The organism is Neobacillus niacini (assembly GCF_031456445.1).
Classification (GTDB): Bacteria; Bacillota; Bacilli; order Bacillales; family Cytobacillaceae; genus Neobacillus; species Neobacillus niacini_I.
The window spans coordinates 127,626-146,499 of the sequence record NZ_JAVDUQ010000002.1 but is presented as its reverse complement, the minus strand read 5'-3'; the positions used below and the strand labels follow the sequence as shown (position 1 = coordinate 146,499).

The following is an 18,874-nucleotide window of genomic DNA, read 5'->3' as shown; positions in this document are numbered from 1 at the left end:
TTAGCAATCGCCCTATTATATAACAGATATATGGTTTACTTAATTTTATTCTAGTACAGCAACTACTTCCTTGCTAAACAAAGACAGACAAATTCCCCATTCAAACCCTTTATTCACAATATCTTAACAATTGATCCTATTGCTTGTGATGAATTTCACAAATTAGCTGTTATACTGTATGTAAGATATAAATATCAAATCTGTTATATGTTTTATTAAAAATAAGAGGTGAAAAATCATGGAACAATGGCAAGGGTTTAACAAAGGTGTTTGGACAAAAGAAGTAAACGTCAGAGATTTTATTTTAAAAAATCTCACTCCATATGAGGGAGATGACTCATTTTTAACCGATGCTACAGAAGCAACCAATAAGCTTTGGGAACAAGTTATGGGTCTAACCAAACAGGAACGTGAAAACGGTGGTGTCCTGGAAATGGATACTGAAACAGTTTCAACCATTACCTCTCATGGACCTGGCTATCTTGATGAAGAACTTGAAAAAGTAGTTGGGGTTCAAACCGATAAACCATTCAATCGTTCCTTACAGCCATTTGGCGGGATTCGGATGGCAAAACAGGCCTGCGAAGCATATGGCTATCAATTAAATCCCGAAATTGAAAGAATTTTTACTGATTATCGTAAAACGCATAATCAAGGTGTTTTTGATGCCTACACCCCTGAAATACTGCGTGCTCGAAAAGCAGGAATTATTACCGGACTGCCAGATGCATACGGACGCGGGCGCATTATTGGGGATTATCGCCGTGTCGCTTTATATGGCGTCGATTTCTTGATCAAAGAAAAACAAAAAGATTATCACCACACTAGCAGCGTGATGACTGAAGACAATATTCGTTTACGAGAAGAATTATCAGAGCAATATCGTGCCTTAAAGGAATTAAAAGAATTGGCAGCTAGTTACGGATTTGACCTAAGCCAACCGGCAAAAAATGCGGCAGAAGCCCTTCAATGGCTGTATTTCGGTTATTTAGCAGCGATTAAAGAGCAAAACGGTGCTGCAATGAGTCTTGGCCGTGTCTCAACCTTCCTCGATATTTACATTGAAAGAGATTTAGAGAATGGAATTTTAACAGAAACAGACGCCCAGGAATTAGTAGATCATTTTGTTATGAAGCTTCGCCTTGTAAAATTTGCCCGCACACCGGATTATAATGAATTATTCAGTGGCGACCCAACATGGGTAACAGAATCAATCGGCGGAATGGCACTCGATGGACGTCCGTTGGTTACAAAGAACTCCTTCCGCTTCCTGCATACCCTGGATAATTTAGGTCCTGCACCGGAGCCAAATTTAACCGTTTTATGGTCGACACAGCTTCCGGAAAACTTTAAAAATTTTTGTGCGAAAATGTCAATTAAAACGAGCTCCATTCAATATGAAAACGACGACATTATGCGCTCGGAATATGGCGATGACTATGGTATTGCCTGCTGTGTATCAGCAATGGAAATTGGCAAGCAAATGCAGTTCTTCGGGGCACGCGCGAACCTAGCCAAAGCCCTTCTCTATGCCATTAATGGCGGTGTTGATGAAAAATTAAAAATTCAGGTTGGGCCCCAATATCAGCCAATTAAAGCGAATGTATTGAATTATGAAGAAGTCATGCAAAAATTTGATCAAATGATGGAATGGCTGGCAGGTCTATACATTAATACCTTAAATATCATCCATTATATGCATGATAAATACAGCTATGAAAGAATTGAAATGGCCTTACATGATACGAATATTCTTCGAACAATGGCCACTGGAATTGCTGGTTTAAGTGTTGTAGCAGACTCTCTTAGTGCGATTAAATATGGCGAAGTAAAAGTCATCCGCGATGAAAACGGGATTGCCATTGATTTTGAAACAAATGGTGACTTCCCAAAATACGGAAACAATGATGATCGGGTTGACAGCATTGCGGTTGATATTGTAAAAAGCTTTATGCAAAAGCTCCGCAAGCACTACACTTACCGTGATTCTGTTCATACTTTGTCGATTTTAACGATTACTTCAAACGTTGTTTACGGTAAGAAAACAGGGAATACACCGGATGGACGCCGAACAGGAGAACCATTCGCACCAGGTGCAAATCCAATGCATGGCCGCGATACAAAAGGAACCTTAGCTTCTCTTTCTTCTGTCGCAAAACTGCCATACAGCTATGCTATGGATGGAATTTCAAACACCTTCTCCATCGTTCCGAAGGCATTAGGAAAAGAGGAAGAAGTAAGGATTCGCAACCTTGTATCGATCTTAGATGGATATGCCATTAAATCAGGACATCATTTAAATGTTAACGTCTTTAATCGAGAAACACTTGTAGATGCAATGGAACATCCGGAACAATATCCGCAGTTAACCATCCGTGTTTCCGGATATGCGGTGAACTTTATAAAATTAACAAAAGAGCAGCAGCTCGATGTTATTAACCGGACCTTCCATGAATCTTTATAGTGTATAGAAGGGGCTTCCCTCCTAGGAGGGGCTCCTGCCTAAAATGAAAGGGGATTAACAATCATGAACGGAAATATCCATTCCATTGAAACTTTAGGGACTGTCGACGGGCCGGGAATACGCTATGTCATTTTTACGCAAGGGTGCCAGTTGCGCTGCCAGTTTTGTCATAATGCCGATACATGGGAAATTGGCACAGGTAAACAAATAACGGTTTCTGAGGTGATGGACGATCTCATGAGTTACCTCCCTTTTATTCAGGCTTCAGGCGGTGGAATCACTGTAAGCGGCGGGGAACCATTGTTACAAATTCCTTTTCTTACTGAATTATTTAAGGAATGTAAACGGAAGGGAATCCATACGACAATTGACTCGTCCGGGGGCTGTTTCTCCCATTCTACTCTTTTTATAGAACAGCTCGAGGAATTATTACAATATACAGACTTAATTTTGCTTGATTTAAAACATATTAATCGAAAGAAACATATTCAATTGACCGGGATGGCGAATGACCATATTCTTGAATTTGCAAGGTTTTTATCGGACCGTAAGATACCAATTTGGGTGCGGCATGTCCTTGTTCCCACGGTTTCAGATGACCCTTTAGACCTGCAAAAGCTGGGAGAATTCATAGGCACCCTTGAAAATGTAAAAAAAATCGAAATCCTCCCCTATCATAAGCTTGGGGTGTATAAATGGGAGGCATTGGGACATGAATACCCTTTAAAAGGGGTGGAGCCTCCTAGCGAAGAAAAAGTAGCATTCTCATACAAATTGCTTTCAGCCCATTGGAAAGCCTAAACACCAATCCAGGATGGATTCGGTGTTTTTTCTTACTATATTGTGAACTTCCTTCTATCTGCATTTATTTTTGATAAATTAATAGTATAAAACTCAAAAAATAAAGCATTAAAGGGTGAAGCGGAATGTATGAGGTTTTTAATTCCATCAGTAGGGTTTTAAGCAGTCCCTTTCAAGTATTATTTTATGAAACAAAACAATTCCCGCTGATTGCTGCCTTTTTGCTGGGGTTAATTGGTGCCCTTGCCCCCTGTCAGCTTACAAGCAATATTAGCGCGATTACCTACTACGGAAATAAAAGCCTGCAGACTAAGAAAACGTGGATGGAGGCACTCTTCTTTATTCTTGGAAAAATTGTGGTATTTTCTGGTTTAGGCATGGCCGTCTGGTTGATTGGCCAAGAATTTCAAACAGCGATGACGAGTTTCTTTGTGGTTTTCCGCAAATTGATCGGACCATTTATCATCTTATTAGGTTTATTTTTAATAGGAGTGATTCAATTAAACTGGATGAACCAGCTCTTTTCATTTATACCTAATCAAAAGAACGGAGGGATTTTCGGATCATTCTTAATGGGAGTTTCGTTTTCGATTGCTTTTTGCCCAACCATGTTCGTTCTGTTTTTCCTGACCCTTATGCCTATCGTAGTAAGTTCTAATTACGGGGCTGTTCTCCCAAGTATTTTTGCCATCGGTACATCCCTTCCACTCCTTATCTTTATGTTTATGGTTTGGTTTCTCGGAATGGATGGGACAATTATGAAAAAAAGTCGACAATTTGGATTGCGCGTACAAAAAACTGCCGGCGCCTTCCTCCTACTTCTTGGTATATTCGATACAATGACCTATTGGCTTTAAAAAAAGGGCGGAGTCTGTCCGCTCTTTTTATTGATTTTCTTCTGTTTTTTGTACTTGTAATAACTTTATCAACGGTTTTACGGTCAACCCTTGAACTACTAAGGAAAATAATACGACGAAAAACGTTAACACCAATAATTCATCTCTTTCTTTAAAACTGTATGGAAGATTTAAAACAAGTGCTATGGAGAGTGAGCCCTTTAGCCCTCCCCAATTTATAATATGTTTCCAAGACCATGGAAAATCTTTTTCAAAAATAAGACTTAAATAGACCGCAACGCTTCGGGCGATTAAAACAATCAGAATACCCACAAAAATCATCCCCCATTTATTGCTTAAACCGATTCGTGTAATTTCGAGACCCACCATTAAAAACACAACTGAATTTGCTAACAACGCAGCAACATCCCAAAAGATTCCAATGTTTAATCTCGTGGTTGGAGACATGCCAATCCTAGCTCCATAATTACCTAAAATAATGGCTGCTACAACGACAGCAATCACACCTGATCCATGCACACTTTCAGCTAATAAATAGGAGCCGTAAAACAAAATGATACTAAAGATAATTTCAAGCGGATAATCGTCATAAAACGTTGTTAAAATGGAAAAACCGTATCCCAGGCCTCCGCCAACAATAAGCCCAAGAAAAATGACCTTTACAAACATCCAGATTCCCATACCCAAACCTTCCCAGCCCAAATCCAAATAAGTTAATAAATAAAACGCAGAAATCTGATAGAGGACAACCGCCATGCCATCATTAAATAAGCTTTCTCCTTCCACAATGATGGCTAATTTTTTATTGACCCCAACACTTTTAAAGATCGATAAAACACTTACCGGGTCCGTGGCACTCATTAATGCGGCATATACAAATGCCGCTTGAATCGACAATTTCAGTGTAAAATGTGAAGAAAGCCCAACAGCCAAATAGGAAATTAACGTTGCGCCAAAGGCAAGAGCCAGAATCGGAAGCTTATTATGTTTCAACTGGGGAAAAGGGAGTTTTAGCGATGCTTCCCCTAAAAGAGCAGGCAAAAATAGGGTCACGATGACAAAATGAAATACTTCCCCCTGCGTAATAAAGCTTTTTAATGATGATAAAGCGGAAAAATCAGTAAGACCGATCAATGCACCAACTAAAACTAATGCAATTGGATAAGGCTGTTTTAATTTTTTTGCGATGGCTGTAACGAAGGCAGCAAGCATGATGAGTGCGAACCCTATAACAAAAATGGAATGCACATCTAAATCTTTCAAAAATAAAACTCCTTTTGTGCAAATATATACCCACATCTTTACTTTTCTCATTTTTTATAAAAATAAACCGCCAACGGTCGATGGGAAGTGATTCTTGTAATCTATTATTCCTTCCACAATTCAGTATTTGATTATTTGCTAAAACTCCTTTATACTCTTATCATTGGCTTAAAAGTGAGGTGAAAATTTTTGTTCCAGATTCTGATTGATCATTCCGATATTAATACACTTACCGCCCTCTATGTCAGCTTATATTTAGGTATTTCTTTGAAATTTCTGCTGTCTTGGAGTGTGAAATATTCTTTTATGGACTCCTTGTCCAATCCTGCGGACACAAAAATTATTCACCCCATTTATTTTTATAAAGAAAAAAGCCGTTTAAATGGGAACTTTATTCTAAAAAGAATTGTCAAATATATTCGTAGAAAAAAATGTTCACAGGATGATCCGGAAGATCCTGTTTCCTCTCATTACATTTATACAATTTAACCACATTTTAGGAGGAAATATGAAAACAAAACGATCTTCACTATTATTAATTGCACTTTTATCCTTAACAACAATATTACTTTCAGCTTGTTCAAGTCAGGCTCAAAGTGGAAAAAGTACAGGATTCTTCCACACCTACTTTGTACATCCATTTTCAGTTGTGATCCAATCCGTTGCTGATTTCTTCAATGGAAATTACGGGTTAGCCATCATCCTTGTTACTCTTGTCATCAGGCTTATTTTAATGCCATTAATGTTGAGACAATATAAAAACCAAATGGCGATGAAGGAAAAAATGGACGTTCTCAAGCCTGAAATGGATGTGATCCAGAAGAAAATGAAGGCTGAAAAGGACCCGAAAAAGAAACAGGAACTGCAGGCAGAAATGATGGGCCTTTACCAAAAACATGGGGTAAATCCGCTGAATATGGGTTGCTTACCAATCGTTATTCAAATGCCGATATTGACAGGATTTTATTATGCGATACGTAGTTCACAAGAAATTGCTCATCATAAGTTTTTATGGTTTAGCCTTGGCCACCCTGATATTGCAATTACAATCATTGCCGGATTAATTTACTATTTCCAGTTTAAAGTTTCCCAATCCAATATGCCTACCCAACAGCAGCAGCAAATGAAGTATATGGGATTACTTTCTCCATTAATGATTGTGATGTTTTCATTTCAAGCACCGGCTGCACTTCCGCTTTACTGGGTTGTCGGGGGAACATTCTTAATCATTCAAACCATGATCAGTCGTAAATTGTATCAAAGTCATAAAAAAGAAGAAGTAGCAGCAGTTAAGCAAAAATAATATTGAAAAAGGAAGCATCACAGGCGATGCTTCCTTTTTATAATTCCTTCCCGACTAAAATCCCCAAAAAGGCCAGGATGATTCCGGCAAGATAACTAATAACTAAATAGCGAAAAAAATGTTTATTTTTTTTGCTTTTTTTTAAACCGGCTAGTTCCAGCTTAAATGTTGAAAAGGTAGTAAAAGCTCCCATAAAACCAATGCCAAGTAAACTATACAAATGCCCTTTAATTGGAATTCCAACAATAAATCCTAACAGGAAGGCACCGATTAAATTCACTGTTAAGGTTCCAATTGGAAACCCGGATTGGCTCCGCTTTTGGAGGGATTTGCTAATAACAAAACGGCCAATGGCCCCGAAAAATCCGCCAATTGAGACAAAAAGTACTTCAGTCATTTTGCTTTCCCCGTTTCATCCCCAAAATTCTGCCCCATTTTTACAAATAAAAGGCCGCCAAATAAACTAAGCAATACATAGATCATTCCTTTAAAATAATCGTCAGCTTCGAATAAGCGAACCGTTTCTAAACAAAAAGTTGAAAAGGTAGTATACGAACCAACCACCCCTGTTGAAAAAGCGGTAATAAAATAAGGATGAAGCTTTTTTGAATGGGCAAACCTGCTGGAAAACCACCCCAGCAGAAAAGCTCCTGTCAAATTAATCAGAAGAGTGCCAATTGGAAAATGTTCCCCCCAAATATTAACTGCTAATAGGGATAATACATAGCGCAATAAACTTCCAATAATGCCGCCCATTCCGACAAACCAATAAACCAAATTTAAACACCTCGATAACCAAATAAAAATTCATTTCATTTTAACATATCCATGTTTTTCTTGCGTCATAACCGGTTGAATATTTTTATTTATAAATGGAATGCTATCCTTGTACAACTAAGAAAAAGGAGTGCTGAACAGCATGAAAAAAAGTGTTTTTTTAATTGGCTCCCTTGTTTTTAGCCTTTATTTAACAGGGTGCGCCCGAAATAATGTGAACGATGATGTTGCAACACGAAATAGAAATGTTAATGAACCCACAAGAGTAAATTATAATCCAAATGGTGGGCCTGCTATTACTGGTGTGGACAATAATGATACAAGACTGAATCGAAACAACGTTAGAGATGTCGATTTTGACAATGACAATGACATTGTTAATGACAATGACAATCGCAATCGTATGAGGGTAGCTGATAAAGCAGCTGACCGTATTGCTGACCTTAAAGAAGTCGATACAGCAAATGTTATTGCTTCAGACGATAATGCATATGTAGCTGTTAAATTGTCTGGCAATGATAAATTAACAAATGGTCTTGAAGATAAAATTTCTGACAAAGTGAAGTCCGTGGACCGTGATATCGACAATGTTTATATATCCGCCAATCCAGATTTTTTTGGCCAAATGAATCAATGGGCTGGTGATATTCGTAACGGCAGACCGGTAACCGGATTCTTTAAAGAATTTTCCGATGCAGTCCGCCGCGTTTTCCCTGACCTAAAAGACTAAAAAAAGGTTAGCTTAAAATGCCTGGCGGTTGCCAGGCATTTTATAATTTTTCAATGAGATCATTTTTAACATGGGTCCATTCCTCATTTAAAATACTAAAAAAGACTGTATCCCTAACATAACCATCGGATATGACTCTATCTTTTCTAAGAGTTCCTTCCCTCACGGCTCCCAACCTGGCGATTGCTTGCTGTGAGCGGTGATTACGTGAGTCTGTTTTCAACTGTACTCTTCTTAAATTCCATTTCTCAAAGGCATGTTTCAGCATTAAAAATTTACATTCTGTATTTACCCTTGTTCTCCATACATCTGGGTGATACCATGTCGAGCCAATCTCTGCGCTATTATGAGCAGGCAAAATATCTAAAAATCTTGTGCTGCCAATAATTTGATTGTTTCGTTGATCCATGACCGTAAAGGTGTATTGCGTGCCTCTCTCTCTTTCTTTAATGGCAGCGTGAATCATTTCTTCCATTTCTTTTTTATTACGAACTTTAGTTGCCATATAAGTCCAGATTTCATCAGGTCTTGCCGCCTCCCAAAGTTCCTCTAAATGATCCATACTGATTGGTTCTAAACGAACAGTTTCTCCTTGAAGTGTAAAAAGATCTCCCCATAATTTCATCCTTCATGCTTCCCTTCAAAAAAAGACCGCAGGCTGCGCCTGTCAGTCTTAATTTCTTTATGCTTCTTGGAAATATTCTTTGTAAAATCCGCCAACTTTACCGGTATTATCAACAATGTAATAAAATTCCTCTGTTTCATTTTTCACATCATATATTTTGCCGGCAGTTAAAGCACGATTAACAATATATTTTTTGGCATCCGTATGTACACATTTTACTTTTTTTAATGTTTCACGGTCACGCCATGTTAAATGAATCATTGCGGCCACCCTTTCCGTCTTTATCCATCTATTAGTATAATCAATCACAGCAGTCATGTGCAACTCTTCTATATGGTACACCTGAATTTTTTACATATAATGATCACCAAAAACAGTAATGGATCTGCTTTTAATTGGTGGATTGATTTCAATCTGAAAGGGTCTGTCTCCTTTTAATTTATGGATGTCCATCAAAATTTCACTATCATCTTTATTATGGAAAATTAGTTCTGTTCTTCCAACTTTAATTTTATTATTAAATACTGTTGGTACACCAAACAATCGAGCCCAGTCAGCGACAACTTGTTCTACATTTGAAACGACAAAGGAAATGGATTTAACTGATTGGCTTTCCTGACTTGGAGGCAGTATCCCGGATCGTTTTAGATCTTCCAATCTCACTTGGTCACTCTGGTTCCATTGGATGAAAAATGGATAGGGAAGCACTCCGTCTTCTTGGATAAACAACATCTTCCATGAAATCTCTACTCCATCATCCCGCAATCTTTTTCCTTCATAAATTTCCGTTGGATGATATCCTTTTGTTTTTAAATCTTTTTTTAACCTCACAATATCACTCGTTCGGAAACAAATCTGGCCAAAACCTTCAAATCGTTTGCTGTCATTTAAGAGTTGCGATATTAACGGATTCTGCGACCTGTTTGCCACCTCTGAATTTTCAACTGCTAAATACTCAATATACGATAATCCAAAATACATTAAGCTATTATAGGTACCCCATTTTGTATGGCTGCCCCCGCGAATAGCTTTTAGCTGATATTTTTTCCATTCATGGACAGCCTCAATGGGACTGCGGTTTAAAAAAACGACAATATGATCCAATTCCAACAAGTCTATTTCCTCCTTCTTTTCACTGTCTCTATTCTACAGTGAATCAAATCGGAGTCCTATTGAAATGCTTTTCATTTTTTTGTTAGAAATTTTTATGAATAAGGGGTTTTCATTTTACGTGAAAACCATTACAATAATAAAAACTGAATATTCAATCCATTTTCCGAGGAGGCGTTTAAGGTGAAAATTATGAGTAACGAGCAGTTAGTTGTGTCATATCGGGATGCATTAAAGTCTGGTAAGGAAAAGGAATGGATCAAAATTTTAAAAGATGAAATTCACCGTCGTGGATTGAGACCGTTTAAGAAAAGCTGATTTACCTTCTATTAAAAAGTAATAAACCGCCGAAAAAGCAACTCGGCGGTTTTATAATTTTTAAGTTATCCTTCCAGAAGAAGTGACTCTGGATCTTCAATCATTTCCTTCACTTTAGCAAGGAAGCTTACTGCCTCTTTTCCATCGACAATCCGATGATCATAGGATAGCGCAATATACATCATCGGGCGGTTCTCCATTTTATCTTTATCAATGGCAACCGGACGAAGCTTGATACTATGCATTCCCAAAATCCCTACTTGCGGGCCGTTTAAAATCGGAGTGGACATTAAAGAACCAAATACCCCGCCGTTTGTAATCGTGAAGGTACCGCCCTGTAGGTCACTCAATGCTAATTTATTGTCTCTTGCTTTTTTCGCTAAATCAGAAATGTTGCCTTCAATTTCAGCAAAGGATTTACGATCAGCATCACGAATAACAGGAACAATAAGTCCATCTTCAGTGGAAACAGCCACACCAATATCATAAAACTGTTTAACTAACAGTTCATCCCCTTGAATTTCCGCATTTAGAAGCGGGAATTGCTTCAAAGCGCCTACTACAGCTTTTGTAAAGAAAGACATGAATCCAAGACGAACATCGTGCTCTTCAAAGAACCTGTCTTTTCTTCGCTTTCTCAAGTCCATAACAGCAGTCATATCAACTTCATTAAAGGTTGTCAGCATTGCAGTTGTTTGACTAACTTCCAACAAGCGCTTAGCGATTGTCTGTCTGCGTCTTGACATTTTTTCACGTAAAACTGGTTTTGCTGGATCTTGTGCAACTGCCATTGGAGCAGGAGCTGCTTTAGCAGCTGGTTTTGCTGCATTTGGCTGATAGGATGATACATCCTGCTTGCGAACCCTACCAAGAGGATCAGCAGTTGGTACATTTTGCAAATCAATGCCTTTTTCCCTTGCAAGCTTTCTAGCTGCAGGAGAAGCAATCGGACGATTCTGATTTCCGTCAGTTGCTTCAACAGCAGGTGTAGGGTTCGCATTTGGTGATTGTGAAGATTCCATAACCGGTTGTTCAGCCTTTTGTTGAGTTGCTGCTTCTTGTTTCGGTTCTGAAGGTACAGACGGTGCAGCTGCTTCGGCGCCTGAAGCGTTTTCATTTACGGTTGCAATGACTTCCCCAACGTTAACCGTATCTCCCTCTTCATATTTTTGCTCCGTTAAAACTCCTGCATAGTCTGAGATAATTTCCACATTTACCTTATCTGTTTCCAGTTCTACCAGGTATTCGCCCTTATCTACAAATTCACCCACATTTTTAAGCCATTTGGCAATTGTACCCTCGCTAATGGATTCCGCTAATTCGGGAACTTTTATTTCAGCCATTGTTTAACCCTCCATCTTCTGCCCTCGTTAATGCTGCATGTATAATTTTTGATTGATAAAGCTTATGAACATTTGGATCTCCCTCTGCAGGACTTGATCTCCTTCTGCGACCAATATATTGAACACGAATCCTATTCGTGGCAATTTCATTCAATCGCGGTTCTACAAAATACCAGGCACCCATATTTTTCGGTTCCTCTTGTATCCAGAAAATCTCTTTTATATTTTTATATTTGCTAAAAATATTTTCTAAAATTGCTGTTGGGAACGGGTAAATTTCCTCTAAACGTAAAATTTGAAGCCATTCATTTTCTTGATTATTTTTTAATTGCTCAGCTAAATCAATTGCAATTTTACCTGTACAAAGGACAATTCGCTCTACTTTATCTTCCTTGCCTGTATGGGTAAATTGTTCTATTACCGGTCTGAATTCCTCTGAACTTAATTCGCTTGCAGGTGAGGAAACAAGCGGATTCCTCAATAGACTTTTTGGTGACATTAAAACAAGAGGACGAATCTCTTCTTTTAAAAGCAGTGCTGCCTGTCTGCGCAATAAATGAAAATATTGGGCTGCACTTGTAAGATTGGCAACTGACCAGTTTTTTTCAGCAGCTAATTGCAAAAATCTTTCTACTCTGCCGCTTGAATGCTCTGGTCCTTGGCCTTCATATCCATGAGGCAATAATAAGACTAGTCCTGACTTCTGTCCCCATTTTGCCCTTCCTGCAGCGATAAATTGGTCAAACATTACTTGTGCTGCATTTGCAAAATCACCATATTGTGCTTCCCAAATCACAAGTGTTTCCGGTGCGAAAATATTATAGCCATATTCGAAGCCAACTACTGCCGCTTCTGTTAGTGGACTGTTATGAATAGCAAATGATGCTTTGGCATCAGAAACTTGGTGAAGTGGTGAAAATGTCTTTCCTGTAACAGAATCATGCAGTACTAAATTCCGGTGCGCAAATGTTCCGCGCTCGGTATCTTGCCCCGTCATTCGGATAGGAGTACCATCTTTTAAAATGGTTGCAAATGCTAATGTTTCAGCCAATGCCCAATCAACCTTGCCGTTCTCCTCAAATGCATCCACGCGGCGGTTAAGGATTTTTTCCAGTTTATTAAATATCTTGAAATCCTGTGGCCATTGGAGAAGTTCCTGATTAATTTGTTTTAGCTGATCCTGTGGAACACCTGTTGCGATTGTTGGCTCCTCTTCAAGGAAAACCGGAATCTCAGGTTCCTCTGTCTCATGATGATCTTTAAATTTTGAAACTTTTTCATAGGCAGCTTGAAGTTTTTCTTGGATTTCTGACTCCATCTGTTTAAACTCTTCATCTTTAAGAATTCCTGCAGCTTTGAGTTTATCTGCGTATAGGTCCTTAATAACCGGATGTTTATGAATTAATGTATACATTTGCGGACTTGTTGTCATCGGCTCATCCATTTCGTTATGTCCAAATCTTCTATATCCAACTAAGTCGATTAAGAAGTCTTTTTGAAATACCGAACGATATTCAGCCGCTAAAGCTGCAGCTTCAAGAACTGCTTCCGGATCATCACCATTTACATGTAAAATTGGAATTTCAAATCCTTTTGCCAAATCACTTGCATAACGGGTAGACCTGGAATCACGGGATTCGGTTGTAAATCCTATTGTGTTGTTGGAAATAATGTGAATGGTTCCACCGGTACGATACCCATTTAGGCCACTAAGATTTAATGTTTCCGCTACAATTCCCTCTCCAGGGAACGCCGCATCACCGTGAATTATAATCGCAAGTGCATTCTTCATGTTTTCATCCGGATAACCCGGTGCTTTACGATTATCCTGTGCTGCCCGGGTATATCCTTCGACAACAGCCCCAACATATTCCAAGTGACTTGGGTTATTGGCAAGTGATACCTTTGCTTTTTTGGAATTTTCACCGGTAATCTGGCGGTTTAATCCAAGATGGTATTTCACATCACCTGTCCAGCCAAAGTTGATGCCAATCGAACCTTCTGAAGGAACAAGCTCCTTATTCGGTGAATGTTGAAACTCAGCAAAAATCATCTCATACGGTTTTCCTAGGACATGTGCCAGAACATTCAGCCTGCCTCGATGGGCCATTCCGATATTAATATTTTCCGCACCGTCTACCACTGCTTCTGAAATAATTTCATCAATCAATGGAACCATAGTATCCAAGCCTTCAATTGAAAATCTTTTTTGACCCACGAAGGTTTTATGAAGGAATTTTTCAAAAGCATCCACTTCAATTAACCGTTTAGTGATTTTTAACTTCTTCTCATTTGTTAAATTGCTATGAAGATTTCCTTTTTCGATTTTATCCCGCAGCCAATTTTTTTCCTCAACATTATGTACATGATCATATTCATATGCGATGGACTTTGTATAAATTCCCTTAAGCCAAAGGTATCCATCATATGCCGTTTTAATGGCAGCAGGAGGATTTTTCAACATGATATCAGCTGACATCGATTTTAAATCTTCTACACTTAGCCCGTAATTTGCAGGGTTAATTAAATCTACTTCCTCCCGCTTATTTCCTAAAGGATAGATAGTAGCAGCAAGATGACCATATGCACGGACATTTTCCGCAAGCTTAACTGCTGCCAATATTTTTTCTGTTTGAACCGACCTTGTTTCAGGAACAACCTGCACATTATTCTGCAAAAGTGAAAAATCCACTTCACTCATTTGCTCAAATAGCAATCTCATTTCCGGATCAATGGTTTCCGGATGTTGTTGATATTTTTCAAATTGTTCAATGACATATCCAAGATTGGGGCCAAAAAAACTCTCCAAATAAGCTTTTTTGTCTACATTTGGTCTGTTCATCCTTAAATCCCCTCCAATCAAAACCTTAAATTCATAGTCTTTATTACTATTACCCATTCAGACAAAAAAACCAACGCTAAATCAAAAATTCATTTTATTTTATTCACCATGGAAATAGTAATAACTTTGACTACTATAGCATTATAAACCTCTCTTGACACCGATTCAAAAGAAAAGAACCGAAGAATCGGTCCTTTAAAAAATAATTTTAAACAACAGCAGGGAGAAGGATGTTTACTTTGGTCCCGATTCCTTCTTCACTCTCAATTGAAATGGCTCCATTATTTTTTTCAATCAACTGTTTTGCAATCGATAACCCCAGTCCAGTTCCCCCGTTTTCTCGGCTGCGGGCCTTATCAATTCGATAAAAACGATTAAACACCTCTGACACATGCTCAGACGGTATTCCGATTCCATGGTCAATAACGGATAATAAAACTTTTTTATCGATATGATGACAGGAAACCTGAATCGTTCGATTATCCATTGAATACTTTATGGAATTATCTAACAAAATGATTAACACCTGCTGCAAATGTTGTTCTGACAATAGTACATGAGGCAGTCCGGGTTCTAGTTCCATCATAAATTGGAAATCCGGATGTACAACCTCAAGATTTTTTACTACTCTTTGTAAAACAGTAGGGATATTAGCTTTTTCACCGCTTAAACTTCGCTGGTTTCCCGCCCTGGTTAATTCAAGTAAATCAACAACAAGTTTTTTTAAACGAGTCAGCTCCTGCAGTGATGCCTGTAATGACTCATCAAGAATGGCCGGATCTTTTTTTCCCCAGCGATTTAATAGGGATAAATGCCCCTCTAAAATAGAAACAGGAGTCCTTAATTCATGTGATGCGTCCTCAACAAATTGTTTTTGCTGTAAAAACGATGTTTTAATTTCATCCATCATTTCATTAAAAACATTTGTCAGCTCTGTTAGTTCATCCTTTTGTTTATATACTTCCATTCTCCCCTGAAAGCCGTTTTCTTTAATTCTTTTCATTGCATCTGTTAAATCCCTGACAGGGGTCAACAGTTGTCTTGCAAGGAAAAATCCACTGATGGCACTAAATAGGATCGCCGCCATACCAAAAACGCTCATTACCCAGAAAAAATGATCCATCATTTTTTGATAGTTGTTTAACTGCCGGACGATTTCAATAGTTCCTTCAAAATCGGCACCTTTAATCGGTGACCTGGCAACAATGGCTTCTTTTCCCTCAGCTGAAATTTTTTCGATTAATTGTGATTTTATCGGAGTTGGCTCTAGTACGGTAAAATCACCATTTTTATCAGAAACGACCACTTCTCCTTTTTGGTCATAAACCCGGATTAATTGGTCTTTATCATTCATTTTCCGTAAAAATTCTTTACTGTTTTTTATTTCCTTGCGTGTTAACGAGTCTGCTTTATCTTTGTAATAGGTTTTCAAGTCTGTGATTGTCCGATTTACGGCAATTTCTTCCCGATTCATCATCCATTTTGAAACGGTATGATATTCCAAAAAACTAAATAAAAAGAAGGTAAAAAAGATTGCAGTCGATCCGCTCAGCACCAGTTTGCTTTGCCATGGAAGCCTGTTCAAATGAAATTTAAGTTTTTTAATCATCTCATAACATATCCCGTACCTCGAACTGTTTGGATATAGCTTCCCTCATGATCATCATCAATTTTGGTTCGTAAATACCGCACATAAACATCTACAACATTGGTTTCCACACCCGTATTATAACCCCAGACTTTATTTAATAAAACTTCTCTAGTCAACACAATATTGATATTACTCATAAATATCACCAACAGGTCATATTCACGTTTCGTCAAATTAAGAACCTTTTCCCCTTTTCTAACAACGCAGGATTCAATTTCAACTGTAAGATCTTTGAAAGTTAAGGTGGTTAAACCGCCCGAAGTCAAGGCTTCCGTTCTTCTGAGTAATGACCTTAGTCTGGCTAGTAGTTCTTCAATCGCAAACGGTTTGATTAAATAATCATCTGCACCGCTGTCAAGCCCCGAAACACGATCAAGTACACTGTCCCTGGCAGTAATCATAATGATTGGAAGAGTTTTGTTTGTTTGCCTGATTCTGCGGCATACTTCCATTCCATTTAATTCTGGCAGCATTAAATCCAGCAGGATGGCATCCCAATTTTCAGACAAAGCGGCTTGCAAACCGCTCCGCCCATCAGAACAAACCATTGTTTCATAACCCTCATACTTTAATTCAAGCTCGATAAACCTTGATAAATTTTTTTCATCTTCAATGATTAAAATTCTTGGCATCTATTCCACGCTCGCATCTAAATTTGACATAGTACTATTATTTTAACTGATGTTTATCTTGAAGAAAATTAATGACTGCATGCACAATCTCAATCGATTGAAAAGACATGAGGGAAAGTGCACTTAAAGAAAAAAAGCCTACAATTAAAAGTCGTACCCACATGTTACACTCCTCCTTTTATACATCAAATTTACGATATTGATCACTAGCAGGAATGGCATTAGTCAATACACTAATTTATCGAATTACTATTATTTATATGGTACCTTTAAAAATTTAAACCTTTATGAAAAGTAAATGAGAATTTGCTAATAAATCATTATATAAAGAAAAACACATGCCTTTATAGCATGTGCATTAGTAGGAACTCTCATTTTGGTTAAACGGCTACTTAGCAGCATAACTAACCGCCTAAGCAAGAATGATATAGAATGTACCGATCATTATTGTTAAGTCCCCAATTCTTATCCATACAAGCTCATCATAAAGCAGCAAATAGAAGGTTTGATGAAAAAAACATTAAATTCAGATTAGAAAAGAGGCTCCATTTCTTTCTTCCCCTTCAAGGAAAGACGCTCTAAGTGATAGATAATCTTTTCAGCCGCTTCATCTGGATTATCAGCTGGTATATCTATAAAATCGCCTTCATATTCATAACGCTTATAGTCATACCTTGGATCGTAATAGTGTTCCAATAAAAGTTCAATTAATTCTGGATAACTCCGGTTCTGTAAAGCTTCTGTAAGTCCATTTTTAATTTCTGCATTTGTAACACGTCTTAGGACTTTTTCAAGACCATCACGAATCTTTTCCTCATACCATGGTTCGGTTTCATATGGTGTTACATATTCATCAATAAGAAGATTTACCCTTTGTCCAATTGGGGAATGAACATAGAAGTTAATTCCTCGAAGTTTTTTCTCCATTAATTCTTCCGGTTGAACCGCTTTACCAATTCGTTTGCTTTCCGCTTCTATCAAGAAATAGGATGAGCCTTGTATCTCCTTTAATCCTTTGAAAAGCAGCGAGTCAAAAGTTTTTTGATTATGACCGTCACCAAGGCCGATTGTTCCAAAAATAGATCCGCGATGTCCCGCCATTTCTTCAAGGTCTAAGACAGGGTAGCCTTTACTCCTTAATTTTTTTAAAATGACTGTTTTACCAACACCGGTTAACCCATGTAAAACAACTGCTTTTTCAGGAAACATGGTAGGAATTTGACTAAGAATATACTGGCGATATGCTTTATAACCGCCAACCAACCGCCAGGAATAGATTCCTGCAAACTCTAAAAAGGTAACAACTGCATTACTGCGCATTCCGCCGCGCCAGCAGTTAATAATTAATTCATCGCCTTTAGAAGCAATTACTTTGATAGTTTGGAGCATATCAGGAATTTTGGGAGACACTAATTCCATTGCTCTCCATTTCGCTGCTGCCTGTCCTTCATGTTTATAGATCGTACCTATAATAGCCCGCTCTTCATCTGAAAATAAAGGAACATTGATAGCTCCGGGAATCGCACCATCCTTAAATTCAATTGGTGAACGGACATCAATGATGACAGGATTATTTAATTTATATAGATCCTCAGCATTAATTTCCTTCATTATATTTACCCTCCTTCATTCTCCTTTTCCTATTTACAGAAAAATAGTGGGGAAATAAAAACAAACTTCCAGTTCTGGAAGTTCTCGACACAAGTCTTTAACTAAAAAATCTAATTGTAAAAAAACATTGAATACGTACCTATTATATAGAATTTAAACAACACAATCAAGGCAGCAGGATTTCCAGTTATTTTTTCACAAAAAGTCTACTTGGGGATTTTATTAAAAGTCAAGAGAATGTATACGTCGAACAGTTGGCCGAATTCCTCTGTTTAAAATTGAATAAATAAAGCATTTAACACAAACTAAAAGACCAACCCATTATTAACACAATTACACAATTTATGTAAGAAGAAGAAAATCACGAACTTTTCTTCTTCAAAAAGGAGGCAGAACACACCTGTGGTGCGACAGGCGGCTTCGGTTTATACAACATATGCCTAATATGACTTTATGGCAGGGCTTGCTTAATTTCCCTTTTATTCCATATTCGCATTTAACAATTTACACAAAAAGAAAAAAGCCTTTTTATAAGACTTTTTTCGAA

18 protein-coding genes are annotated in these 18,874 nt (G+C 37.9%); 6 read left to right on the top strand and 12 right to left on the bottom strand.

Translation table 11 applies throughout. The features are described from left to right. Positions 1–238 precede the first annotated feature (238 nt). The 3 genes from pflB to J2Y67_RS03425 all read left to right on the top strand — a co-directional run bounded on the left by pflB (position 239) and on the right by J2Y67_RS03425 (position 4,122). Complete coding sequence (gene pflB / locus J2Y67_RS03435; RefSeq protein WP_310170603.1) at positions 239–2,464, top strand: formate C-acetyltransferase; 2,226 nt, start codon at positions 239–241, stop codon at positions 2,462–2,464. Between the two features lie 63 nt (positions 2,465–2,527). Then, positions 2,528–3,265: a pyruvate formate-lyase-activating protein gene (gene pflA, locus J2Y67_RS03430; RefSeq protein WP_310170600.1), complete on the top strand. Its 738-nt coding sequence runs from the start codon at positions 2,528–2,530 to the stop codon at positions 3,263–3,265. 125 nt (positions 3,266–3,390) lie between these two features. Then, positions 3,391–4,122, top strand: coding sequence for an urease accessory protein UreH domain-containing protein (locus J2Y67_RS03425; RefSeq protein ID WP_310170599.1), 732 nt, complete (start codon positions 3,391–3,393; stop codon positions 4,120–4,122). A 27-nt stretch (positions 4,123–4,149) separates the two neighbouring features. Here the strand turns inward: J2Y67_RS03425 and J2Y67_RS03420 are convergent, their stop codons facing one another. Further along, the gene (locus J2Y67_RS03420) at positions 4,150–5,385 is read right to left on the bottom strand and encodes a cation:proton antiporter (protein ID WP_310170597.1); all 1,236 of its coding nucleotides are present in this window, start codon (positions 5,383–5,385) and stop codon (positions 4,150–4,152) included. A 508-nt stretch (positions 5,386–5,893) separates the two neighbouring features. On the opposite strand from J2Y67_RS03420, the gene yidC reads away from it, so the two are divergent. Further along, positions 5,894–6,688: a membrane protein insertase YidC gene (gene yidC / locus J2Y67_RS03415; RefSeq protein WP_310170595.1), complete on the top strand. Its 795-nt coding sequence runs from the start codon at positions 5,894–5,896 to the stop codon at positions 6,686–6,688. Positions 6,689–6,725: 37 nt separating this feature from the next. Here yidC and crcB (J2Y67_RS03410) read toward each other — a convergent pair whose 3' ends face one another. After that, positions 6,726–7,085 carry a fluoride efflux transporter CrcB gene (gene crcB / locus J2Y67_RS03410; RefSeq protein ID WP_310170592.1) on the bottom strand — a complete coding sequence of 120 codons (360 nt, stop codon included), beginning with the start codon at positions 7,083–7,085 and terminating at the stop codon, positions 6,726–6,728. Next, on the bottom strand, positions 7,082–7,465 hold the full coding sequence (gene crcB / locus J2Y67_RS03405) for a fluoride efflux transporter CrcB (protein ID WP_310170588.1): 384 nt from the start codon (positions 7,463–7,465) through the stop codon (positions 7,082–7,084). Before crcB (J2Y67_RS03405) ends, crcB (J2Y67_RS03410) begins: the two co-directional genes overlap by 4 nt. Before the next feature lie 142 nt (positions 7,466–7,607). Here crcB (J2Y67_RS03405) and J2Y67_RS03400 point away from each other — a divergent pair, with 142 nt between their 5' ends. Beyond that, positions 7,608–8,195 (top strand): YhcN/YlaJ family sporulation lipoprotein, encoded by a 588-nt coding sequence (locus J2Y67_RS03400; RefSeq protein WP_310170587.1) that lies wholly within the window; start codon positions 7,608–7,610, stop codon positions 8,193–8,195. Between the two features lie 40 nt (positions 8,196–8,235). On the opposite strand, the gene J2Y67_RS03395 is transcribed toward J2Y67_RS03400, so the two are convergent. The 3 genes from J2Y67_RS03395 to J2Y67_RS03385 all read right to left on the bottom strand — a co-directional run bounded on the left by J2Y67_RS03395 (position 8,236) and on the right by J2Y67_RS03385 (position 9,933). Then, positions 8,236–8,820, bottom strand: coding sequence for a GNAT family N-acetyltransferase (locus J2Y67_RS03395; RefSeq protein WP_310170585.1), 585 nt, complete (start codon positions 8,818–8,820; stop codon positions 8,236–8,238). 57 nt (positions 8,821–8,877) lie between these two features. After that, a complete protein-coding gene (locus J2Y67_RS03390; protein WP_310170583.1) occupies positions 8,878–9,081 on the bottom strand; it encodes a DUF6501 family protein in 204 nt (67 codons plus the stop codon). A gap of 90 nt (positions 9,082–9,171) precedes the next feature. Next, on the bottom strand, positions 9,172–9,933 hold the full coding sequence (locus J2Y67_RS03385; RefSeq protein ID WP_310170580.1) for a VOC family protein: 762 nt from the start codon (positions 9,931–9,933) through the stop codon (positions 9,172–9,174). Between the two features lie 189 nt (positions 9,934–10,122). Here J2Y67_RS03385 and sda point away from each other — a divergent pair, with 189 nt between their 5' ends. Beyond that, on the top strand, positions 10,123–10,248 hold the full coding sequence (gene sda, locus J2Y67_RS03380) for a sporulation histidine kinase inhibitor Sda (RefSeq protein WP_396954039.1): 126 nt from the start codon (positions 10,123–10,125) through the stop codon (positions 10,246–10,248). Positions 10,249–10,313: 65 nt separating this feature from the next. Here sda and odhB read toward each other — a convergent pair whose 3' ends face one another. From odhB to mnmH, 6 genes are all read right to left on the bottom strand, one after another. Beyond that, positions 10,314–11,591: a 2-oxoglutarate dehydrogenase complex dihydrolipoyllysine-residue succinyltransferase gene (odhB, locus tag J2Y67_RS03375; RefSeq protein WP_310170576.1), complete on the bottom strand. Its 1,278-nt coding sequence runs from the start codon at positions 11,589–11,591 to the stop codon at positions 10,314–10,316. Continuing rightward, positions 11,584–14,433: a 2-oxoglutarate dehydrogenase E1 component gene (locus tag J2Y67_RS03370; RefSeq protein WP_310170574.1), complete on the bottom strand. Its 2,850-nt coding sequence runs from the start codon at positions 14,431–14,433 to the stop codon at positions 11,584–11,586. Before J2Y67_RS03370 ends, odhB begins: the two co-directional genes overlap by 8 nt. A 208-nt stretch (positions 14,434–14,641) precedes the next feature. Continuing rightward, positions 14,642–16,042, bottom strand: coding sequence for a HAMP domain-containing sensor histidine kinase (locus J2Y67_RS03365; RefSeq protein ID WP_310170572.1), 1,401 nt, complete (start codon positions 16,040–16,042; stop codon positions 14,642–14,644). After that, positions 16,039–16,716, bottom strand: a complete 678-nt coding sequence (locus tag J2Y67_RS03360; RefSeq protein WP_310170569.1) for a response regulator transcription factor — start codon at positions 16,714–16,716, stop codon at positions 16,039–16,041. Before J2Y67_RS03360 ends, J2Y67_RS03365 begins: the two co-directional genes overlap by 4 nt. Positions 16,717–16,753: 37 nt before the next feature. Continuing rightward, entirely contained in the window at positions 16,754–16,879 is a 126-nt protein-coding gene (locus J2Y67_RS03355; protein ID WP_310170566.1) for a hypothetical protein, read from the bottom strand. A 368-nt stretch (positions 16,880–17,247) separates the two neighbouring features. Further along, on the bottom strand, positions 17,248–18,327 hold the full coding sequence (gene mnmH, locus J2Y67_RS03350; RefSeq protein ID WP_310170564.1) for a tRNA 2-selenouridine(34) synthase MnmH: 1,080 nt from the start codon (positions 18,325–18,327) through the stop codon (positions 17,248–17,250). Between the last annotated feature and the right edge of the window lie 547 nt (positions 18,328–18,874).